We start from the raw sequence: 8579 nt of genomic DNA, 5'->3' as shown, positions 1-8579 counted from the left end.
ACCGACTGAATTATCGCATGTGAATATCGGCCCACGATCTGCTCCCCACCCGGGCGGCATCAAATCGGAATGGTGGGCGCGATCAGATCGGAATGGGTGGGCGGCATCGTCGGAATCCGCAGGAATGACAGTTGGGTCTGGGACGCCGCGCGTCCGATCATGAGGGAAAGGCGCCAGCACATTGGGATGGTCTCGGCTCTCTCAGGCATGCGGACGATGGACGAGGGGCAGACGGTCGGGCAGCTGTGCAAGCAAGATATCCGCGCGCCTGTTGATCAACAGGAGGTAATAGCAACAACCCACCGTAACGCTTTTGCTCGAGCCAAGGCGGCCGATCCGCGCCGGAGCGACGCCGAGGCGCTCGAGATGGCGAACGACTTCGTCCTGCGTGTGATGCAGGAAATGCCGGGGGAGGACGTGACGGTGCGCCAGCTCCTCGTTGAAACCTACGGCAGGCAGGGGATCGATGAGCACGAGATCCGGGAGGAGTGTACCGTCGCGGAGCTGTCGGAACTGGGCACATTCAGGTCGCATCTGCGACTTGTCGCGGAGAAGACGGGAATCGAGTTCGAGCGCCTGAAGCGGGTGAGCATGCGGAGCCTTCCGAGCTGGCGGATCTCCAATGCGCTAAAGCGCCACGGGCAGGAGCGCCCCACTCGGCCTGGCAGCGACGTTCATGATCAACATCTAGCCGTGTTGGCAGCGTACACCGACGTCCTATTCGTCGACAAGCGCACCCTTGAGGACTTCCGGCGGGTCAAGTCCAAGGAGCCCGAGCTGAGTGGATTGTTCGGGACCGTGAAGAGAGCCAGCGTGTTCGAGGCCATCGTCGACTGACGACCAGAGCTTGTCGTTCACTCCAACGTCGGTGAATGTCTGGTCTCGATCACTGCGGACTCTCAGGCAGCGCAAGAACGACCTCATCGTCATGAAACCAGCGGGCCGCGACGACATGCGCCTTAACAGCCGCAGGATCAGCCGAATAGGCAACCAGCGCGAGACTGGATTTGGCGCGGCTACAGGTCACATAGAAAAGCCGCCGTGTTCGATCGATCGCAGAGTCCCGGCCTTCTTCGGCGTTTTTGAGATCGGTCGCGCTGGGCGCCTTCGCACCCAGCAGTTTTTCATATCCGAAGAGAAATCCCCTAGCATCGCCATCGTCCATGAGGACCATGACCCGATCGAACTCCAAGCCCTTCACCCCTTGATGCGTGTCGAACGCCGCTTCCTTCGCGACATAGGCGGCATAGGGCGAAATGACAGAAAAGGGGCAGTCGAGGAAATTCAGGATCGCCTCGAGGTTCCGGCCGACGGGATCGGCCGCCTCATCCTCGGCATCCACAATCTCGTCCGCGCGCTGGGCGGCGAGCGCGGCCTTCAAACTTTCCGGAACCTGGAATAATCCGGTGCTGGCGACATTTTCGAGCACGGCCGCACAGCTAGGCTCTCCTGGTGTCCACAGCGCCAAAAGACTGTCGATAGCGGACTGCGCCAATCGAAGCTGATCGAGCGGCTTCGCCGATCCCTTGAGATTGTCCTTGCTCAGCAGTGGTGAGGTGTCTCGGACGAGTTTCGCGATGGCGAACTTGTCGTTGCATTGGTGGGCGGAGACCAGTGGCAGCACATAATGCGTGAAAAACCGCGTTGCCGGAAAGCTGCCGTCTAGAAAGCTGGTACGAAACTCGTCAACCGAGGCGAGTGCCTCGAACAGCGGCTCGAACCCCATCCGCTTGGCGGCCATGTGATGTTCAAGCGTCAGAACCTTGCATTTAGCCGGGTCATTCCAAGCATAATCAGTGGTCAACGACGCCATATAGGCGCGGACCCGGTCTTCGGCGGCAGGCTTGTCGTCAAGGTCACTTGAGAAGGCAAACAGCCGAGCCCAGCCTTGACCGGCATCGTCGCGCGGTTCCTGCTTGTGCGTATCCGCGCCATCACGGATGTCGTTGATAAGGCGAACGATGCGATGCGGGCTTCGGTGATTGAGGCGCTTTTTCGGAAATGCCCAGCCTTCTGGGATTTCTCGCTCGATCTGCTCCTTCCCGTCGAGGTAGATGCGCTGCATGGTGTCGCCGATGAGCCCGAGGCAAAAGCGATCGGCATGCGCCTGCTGGACCGCGAACAGCGCGTCGATCAGCATCTTGCTCGTATCCTGGCTCTCATCGATCAGCAGGAACGGATATTTCTCCACGAACATGCGTTGCATGAGCGATTTTTCGAGTAGGAATCCCGAGAAAATCTTGATTACCTCGGCGTGATTGAGGGCATTTCGCTCGCGATTGTCGCCGCTCGGATTGTAAGTAAAGGCCTTGATCTCGTCCAAACGGCTAAGCCGCCTTTGTTTCGATTCGATCTGGATCTGGCGCGCGGCCGATGCTTTCGTGCCGGCACGGCCCTTCGCCTCCTCGGTGGTCAGGGCTTCGATCTCGGCCTGCAAATTGGTTCGAAGCCACACGCGGATGTCGACATTGAAGTTCTGGATCTGCATCCATGCAAAGCTGTGGATCGTACGCACCACGAACAGCGGATCATATTCGAGCCGGCGCGTGATCTCATCACATGCCGCGTTAGTATAGGTGATTACCGCGACATGGCGCGCCCGCAACCGCAGGACGTCGCGATACTTGTTCGCGACATGGCGAAGCGCGTTGACCAGGGAACGCGTCTTTCCAGAACCCGCACCGGCGAACATGAAAAAGCTCTGTGGATGATCCAGATCGAGATAGGCCGCGAGCTGGTTCTCGACATCGTCATCGAGCGTGACGTTTGTAAAGCCGGGAGCGTCGGTCATTGTGCGATCTCGAGCGCCGGCGCTTCATCGAGCACAAGGATTTGAGCAAGGCCCAGTTCGACCTTTTTCCGTTCGAGCTGCGCACCGAGCCAGAGGAGGCCTTCTCGAATATAATGCGGTGGCTTCAGATCGCTAGGGTTCTCGATCTCCAACAAGTCCAACGCAAACTCGGCCTTATTCCCGCTTTTCAATGCCAGCTTCATCGCCGCGCTGAGCGCGGCAAAATCAGCGCTGTCAGCGATCGCTCCCCGAAAGTTCGCGATCAGCCCGGCCCCGGGAAGCTCCGCAAAAAGATCGAGATTGGCGACCACGATCGCATCCTCGAGGGTGTAGGCAAGCGCCTCGGTCGTCGTTCCCTTGAATACGACTTCAACAGGACACTGATAGGCGATCCGGAGCTTGAACCGCTCCGCATCATAAGCCTTTTCCTTCTCGGCCTCGGGCTTGTCGAGAAGAGCGTCCAGCTCACTGATGGCCGGCCACCAGTTGCGTAGAGTGTAGTTGCCGGATGTGTACGCTGCACCTCGCACGGGCGCTGCCGTGCTACCATCGGCGTCCTTCGAATCGATGTCGGTGATCACCAGCGTGGTGAGTCCAATCTTCTCGATCAGGCTGCGCAGTTTGTGCGCATGGCTGCCGCCGATTTCCAGCCAGGTAATATAGCTCTCCGACAGCTTCGCGAACTCGGGATGGGAGTTGACGAAGCTGGGCACGAGAATGCGCTCCGCCGGTCCCTCGATCAACACTGCAGCATCAGCGAAGAACAGGTCGCAGTGGGTCACCTTCAAATAGCGTGTGACGAACCGCTTGGTATCTAAGTCACCGCCGAACGCATTTTCTAGATTGATCACGCAGGAGGTTGGGATCGTCTTTTCCCCGCCGGGCAACCGGCGGAAATATCGGAGCGACTCAAAGTTGCATTCATGCGCGATGTGACTCGAATGCGTGCTTACGACCATCTGGGTCACGAAGTTCGGATTGGCGCGCAACAGCTCATGGTTGCGCAAGATCTTGTACGCCTGACGGATGAAGACCTGTTGGACCTGCGTGTGTAGATGCACCTCAGGTTCCTCGATCAGGACGAGGTGCAACGGAGCGATGATGTCGTCTTCGGCGGCCTTGTGCTGGGCTTTTCCGACCCGCATCCAGCTATCACGGAACGCCATCAGCCTGAAGACCATCGAGATGAGGTTCTGATATCCGAGGCCGTTCGAATCCTCAGGCAGAAACAGATCGACCGAATTGTCGCCGTCCTGCATCGGAACGACGAACTGCACCGCTGCGTCGTGGTTCAAGCCCTCGACGGGCCGTATGCGCGTCGAAATGCTAAGCTTTGGGTCGGTGACTCCCGGATAACCAAGTGTGTCCATCTCGGTGAGCGGATTCTTGAAACCGTCGGTCAGCCGCAGGTTGAATGCCTTTTGCGCTTCCTCAATTGCCCTCAGCGCTAGCAGGTCCTGCGCATCGGGATTTTCGTACGGGTCGAGATGACGCGAATAATATTGCCTTAGTTGCGCCGACAGCCGCCGCGAGGTCGCGCTACTCGCGCTTGACTCGCCGTCTGCGCTCACCTGCTCGCCGGCATACCCGAAGCCGCGTTGGGCGCTGATCTCGTGAATACGGATCAGGCCCTTAAATGGGTCACCGTCGATGGGGTCGGCACCCAAGAGTTGCTGAGGTCGGGCCAGCCCATGTTCGGGTTCGACACAGGCGGCCGGGTCGAGAACATAGGTTCTGACCCCGAAATAGCTCGAGACGCGACGCTGCAGGAACTCGACCAGAGACTGGGGCCAGATCGCGACCTGGAAATTTTCGGGTGCTTCGCCCTTTTCCTGTGCGAGTGCCGCTCCGGCAGCTTGCAGCTTACGCGCGTCGCTGCGGGCACTCAGATAGTCTTTCTGAAGCTGCTCACCGTCCTTCGGCTCATATCGCAGTCTGACGCCCAGCCGCCCGCCCGCCCAATCGAGGGTGGGCAGGATCTTCTGTACATAGTGAACCTCATGCTCCTCGACATGGAGCCAGACATCCAGCGATGGTAGGACGTCGTCCCACGCCGGCGGCGGCAGCGCCGCTTCAGCGACATGCGCATCCTCCCAGCTCTGGCCCATCGCGTTGATCGCCGGCCAGTGCGAAAGGGTGAAGTCGTTGAAGCGGAAGCTCGAACGCTCCCAATCCACAAGGAAGTAGCGCAGCGCGGTGATAGCGGAGGTCTTTCCGCTGTTGTTGGCACCAACAAACACCGTCTTTTCAGGCGACAGGCCGATCCGTGTCGAAATCAACTTCCGGAAATTGGCAACCTCAACAAAATCTATGCGCATATCCCACCCTCTCTCAAGGGAACATAGCCAAACGACGCTCCCGCGCAACGCAGAGGATAGTTTGGGGCGGAGATTGGCGCGCTGGACAGATCGACGATGAGGACATCCTCGTCCGCCTGCTCGCGTTGAACCAGACTCGTTCGACTACGGGAGGATGACATCGATCGATTACGCGAAAATGATGGGGGCCTTGCCTAGTTAGTCCCAATCCTGCTCACTTTGCGGCGCTGCCAAGCGGACGCCGGAGGTCGGGCCTGACAAAGCTACCGTTCGGCAAATTACCCAAGAACGACAGTTATGTCCCAAGACTGAACGGAAATATCTACATTACGTCCATCGCGCGGCTCCTAGAGCCCCTTGTCCCGCAAGGGATTGATCATCTTGATCCCGTCAAAATCCTTCTCATTGTCCGTCACGACCACGCAGTCATTCGCGCCGGCAACCGCCGCGACGATCATATCGAGCCCGCTCCGTGGCCGACCAGCAGTCTTACCGTCAGCCATCAGCCTCGCCCAGATCAAGGCAGCCTTGTCGTCGAACGACAGCACCCGCCCAGCGAACAGAGCCTGCGGCCCTTCGGCACCGTTGAACCATGCGTCGAGCACATCACGCTTCTTGCCGCGCGGCTTCTCCAAAATGCCGCGCCGGATTTCCGCGACGGTCAGTGAGGCGATGAACAGATCCTCGTCGCTCTGCTCGGCCCACCAGGCCAGCAGCGATTCCGAGGGCTGCGGCTTGACGATATTGCTGATGATGTTGGTGTCGAGAAGGTAGCGCGTCACGACCCGGCCCTCACAGGTCCACCAAGCGCCCTTCCTCGCGCGGACGTGACAGATCGAGATCAGCGCCGATCAGCGGCGAGCGGCGCAGCGCGGCAAGGATGCCGCCCGGCTTGGGCGGCTCGCCGGCCACGACCGTCTGCACGGCGGCACGCACCTGCTCCGCTTCCGGCCCCTCCTCTGCGAGGCGCTTGGCCAGTGAACGGATCAGGTCGCGGTCGGTATCCAGGGCCATGACCTCGAAGCGCGTGAAGCCGCGCTGCGTCAGCCGTGCGCGGTAATTTCTGGTTGCTCTGGTCTGCGCGGCGTTGCCCATGGCTGCCCTTTCGTGATATGACCAGATATATAGACCTATTTTCGCTATCAGGCAAGCGAAGGGCGAACGGTAAGCCATGGCGATGCAGAGCACAGCCCAGCGATCGACCGATTCCCGGATCAGGGGGCGGTCATTTCCGTCTTCTACGGCGCGCTGGGCCGCGCCAGACTACGCCGCGACCCGCTACCAAACACCTGTTATTGCCAGATATTCGACCGCGATTCCCGTTGCTTATACCCACGCCTGCATGGATCCTGCGGCCGATCACCTTGCAATCGGCTTCGAACGGCGCGACGATGGACCATGGCAACCGCCCAAAGCAGAGGAGTGCGCTCCGGCTCGTCGAGCCGGAACTGACGCTCATGCCGAGCGGCGATGGCCCAGACCCGCGCATGGTCGAACTGGCGCGCCTGCTCGCCAGGAGAGCGGCACGGGAGGTTTACGAGGAACAGATGAAGGGACGCCGCACCCCGCGCTCCTGACATCCCAGGAGAGAGCATCGTGAAGGTCGCGATCTACGCCCGCTATTCATCCGACAACCAGCGCGACGCCTCGATCGCCGACCAGCTTCGCATCTGCCGCCTCCATGCCGAGAAGCAGGGCTGGCAGGTTATCGAAGAATATACCGACCACGCGATCTCCGGCGCCTCCCTGCTGCGCCCCGGCATCCAAGCGCTGATCTCGGATGCGACGCGAGGCCGATTCCAGATCGTGCTGGCCGAGGCGATGGACCGCCTGTCCCGCGATCAGGAAGACATCGCCGGCCTGTTCAAGCGCATGGCCTATGCGGATGTGAAGATCGTCACCCTGTCTGAGGGAGAGGTCACGTATCTGCATGTCGGGCTCAAGGGCACGATGAACGCCCTGTTCCTGAAGGATCTGGCGGACAAGACCCGCCGGGGCCAGCGCGGCCGGGTCGAAGCCGGCAAATCGGGTGGTGGCAACGCCTATGGCTATGACGTGGTCAAGAAGTTCGACGGGAACGGCGAGCCGGTCCGCGGCGACCGGACCATCAACGAGGTGCAGGCCGAGGTGATCCGCCGCATCTTCCGCGACTATGCCGCCGGCAAGTCCGCCAAGCGGATCGCCTTCGAGATGAACAAGGAAGGCATCGCGGCACCCGGCGGCGGGGAATGGGGCTTCAGCACCATCAACGGCAATCCGAAGCGCGGCAACGGCATCCTCAACAACGAGATGTATGTCGGCAAGCTGATCTGGAACCGCCAGCGCTTCCTCAAGGATCCGGACACCGGCAAGCGCCAGGCCCGCCTGAACCCGGAATCGGAATGGATCACCCAGGACGTTCCCGAGCTGCGCATCCTCGAGGACGGCCTCTGGCAGTCGGTGAAGGACCGCCAGAAGGCGGTCAAACAGAACCGCAGCGAGGACGGGGAGGCGGAGAACCACTTCCGCGAGCGCCGGCGGCCCCGCTACCTCTTCTCAGGGCTCACCAAATGCGGCTGCTGTGGCGGCGGCTACTCGATGATTTCGGCGGACCTGGTGGGCTGCTCGACGGCCCGGAACAAGGGCACCTGCGACAACCGCAAAAATATCCGCCGGGAGCAACTCGAATCGCGCGTGCTCAACGCGCTGCGCCACCATCTGATGGGGCCGGAACTGTTCAAAGAGTTCTGTGACGAGTTCACCCGTGAGATGAACCGGCTGCGGATCGAAGGGCGGGCGTCAATCGACGCGGCGGCAGCCGAGGTCAAGAAGATCGATCGGGAACTGGATATGCTCCTCAACCTCATTCTGAAGGGCGGCGCGGCCGAGCGACTGAATGAGAAGATGGTCGGGCTGGAACGGCGCCAGAAAGAGTTGAAGGCCTTCCTGCAGGAAGCGGATGAACCGCCTCCCCTGCTCCACCCCAACATGGCGCATCACTACCGCATCCAGGTCGATGAACTGTACGGGGCGCTTCAGGAGGATTCGGAGGCCAAGCGGATGGTGGCAGCCGATGCGCTGCGCTCGCTGGTCCGCGAGATCATCCTGACACCAGAGAATGGGGCGCTTCAGATCGACGTGCGCGGCGATCTGGCGGGAATCCTTGGGATATCGCTCAAAAGCAAAAGGCCCGCCGGAGGGGCGGGCCAAATGCAATTTGAGATGGTTGCGGGGACCGGCTCTGACCAGAACTTGCATCCATCGCAAGTTGAGGTGGTTGCGGGAGGGGGCAACCATCAGGACTTGCGGACGCAAAAAAGCCGCCCGGTTGGGGCGGCTGATGTTCTGTGTATGATATCACAATTTGAGATGGTTGCGGGGGCAGGATTTGAACCTGCGACCTTCAGGTTATGAGCCTGACGAGCTACCGGGCTGCTCCACCCCGCGACACTGAGGGCTTGAGTTGAGCCCGTAGTTTTTGCGTTCTGTAG

Annotated in this window: 7 protein-coding genes, 1 tRNA gene and 1 pseudogene; 3 read left to right on the top strand and 6 right to left on the bottom strand. The window is 60.4% G+C overall.

The window, feature by feature from the left end:
* Positions 1 to 69: 69 nt before the first annotated feature.
* On the top strand, positions 70 to 837 hold the full coding sequence (locus AC3EC3_RS19605) for a hypothetical protein (RefSeq protein WP_488491256.1): 768 nt from the start codon (positions 70 to 72) through the stop codon (positions 835 to 837).
* A 49-nt stretch (positions 838 to 886) separates the two neighbouring features.
* On the opposite strand, the gene AC3EC3_RS19600 is transcribed toward AC3EC3_RS19605, so the two are convergent.
* From AC3EC3_RS19600 to AC3EC3_RS19585, 4 genes are all read right to left on the bottom strand, one after another.
* Positions 887 to 2791 carry a UvrD-helicase domain-containing protein gene (locus AC3EC3_RS19600; protein ID WP_488491255.1) on the bottom strand — a complete coding sequence of 635 codons (1905 nt, stop codon included), beginning with the start codon at positions 2789 to 2791 and terminating at the stop codon, positions 887 to 889.
* Positions 2788 to 5109, bottom strand: coding sequence for an AAA family ATPase (locus tag AC3EC3_RS19595; RefSeq protein ID WP_488491254.1), 2322 nt, complete (start codon positions 5107 to 5109; stop codon positions 2788 to 2790). The genes AC3EC3_RS19600 and AC3EC3_RS19595 overlap by 4 nt, the downstream gene beginning before the upstream one ends.
* A 347-nt stretch (positions 5110 to 5456) precedes the next feature.
* Positions 5457 to 5891: a PIN domain-containing protein gene (locus tag AC3EC3_RS19590; RefSeq protein WP_488491253.1), complete on the bottom strand. Its 435-nt coding sequence runs from the start codon at positions 5889 to 5891 to the stop codon at positions 5457 to 5459.
* 10 nt (positions 5892 to 5901) lie between these two features.
* Positions 5902 to 6204 (bottom strand): hypothetical protein, encoded by a 303-nt coding sequence (locus tag AC3EC3_RS19585; protein ID WP_488491252.1) that lies wholly within the window; start codon positions 6202 to 6204, stop codon positions 5902 to 5904.
* Between the two features lie 227 nt (positions 6205 to 6431).
* Between AC3EC3_RS19585 and AC3EC3_RS19580 the strand changes: the two genes are divergently transcribed.
* Together AC3EC3_RS19580 and AC3EC3_RS19575 are read left to right on the top strand one after the other, a co-directional pair.
* Entirely contained in the window at positions 6432 to 6686 is a 255-nt protein-coding gene (locus AC3EC3_RS19580) for a hypothetical protein (RefSeq protein WP_488491251.1), read from the top strand.
* Positions 6687 to 6705: 19 nt separating this feature from the next.
* A pseudogene (locus AC3EC3_RS19575) lies at positions 6706 to 7788 on the top strand (recombinase family protein); the annotation flags it as partial.
* Between the two features lie 99 nt (positions 7789 to 7887).
* Here AC3EC3_RS19575 and AC3EC3_RS19570 read toward each other — a convergent pair.
* Positions 7888 to 8346 carry a hypothetical protein gene (locus AC3EC3_RS19570; RefSeq protein WP_488491250.1) on the bottom strand — a complete coding sequence of 153 codons (459 nt, stop codon included), beginning with the start codon at positions 8344 to 8346 and terminating at the stop codon, positions 7888 to 7890.
* Between the two features lie 112 nt (positions 8347 to 8458).
* A tRNA-Met gene (locus AC3EC3_RS19565) sits at positions 8459 to 8535 on the bottom strand.
* Positions 8536 to 8579 lie beyond the last annotated feature (44 nt).

This window comes from Novosphingobium sp. BAM6 (assembly GCF_057784955.1).
The sequence above is the reverse complement of the archived record's forward strand: the minus strand, read 5'-3'. Positions and strand labels throughout refer to the sequence as shown.

Bases quoted from the DNA above. Each gene is read 5' to 3' on its own strand.
- AC3EC3_RS19570 (WP_488491250.1), bottom strand. From the start codon at position 8,346: ATGCAAGTTCTGGTCAGAGCCGGTCCCCGCAACCATCTCAAATTGCAT.
- AC3EC3_RS19605 (WP_488491256.1), top strand. From the start codon at position 70: ATGGTGGGCGCGATCAGATCGGAATGGGTGGGCGGCATCGTCGGAATC.
- AC3EC3_RS19600 (WP_488491255.1), bottom strand. From the start codon at position 2,791: ATGACCGACGCTCCCGGCTTTACAAACGTCACGCTCGATGACGATGTC.
- AC3EC3_RS19585 (WP_488491252.1), bottom strand. From the start codon at position 6,204: ATGGGCAACGCCGCGCAGACCAGAGCAACCAGAAATTACCGCGCACGG.
- AC3EC3_RS19595 (WP_488491254.1), bottom strand. From the start codon at position 5,109: ATGCGCATAGATTTTGTTGAGGTTGCCAATTTCCGGAAGTTGATTTCG.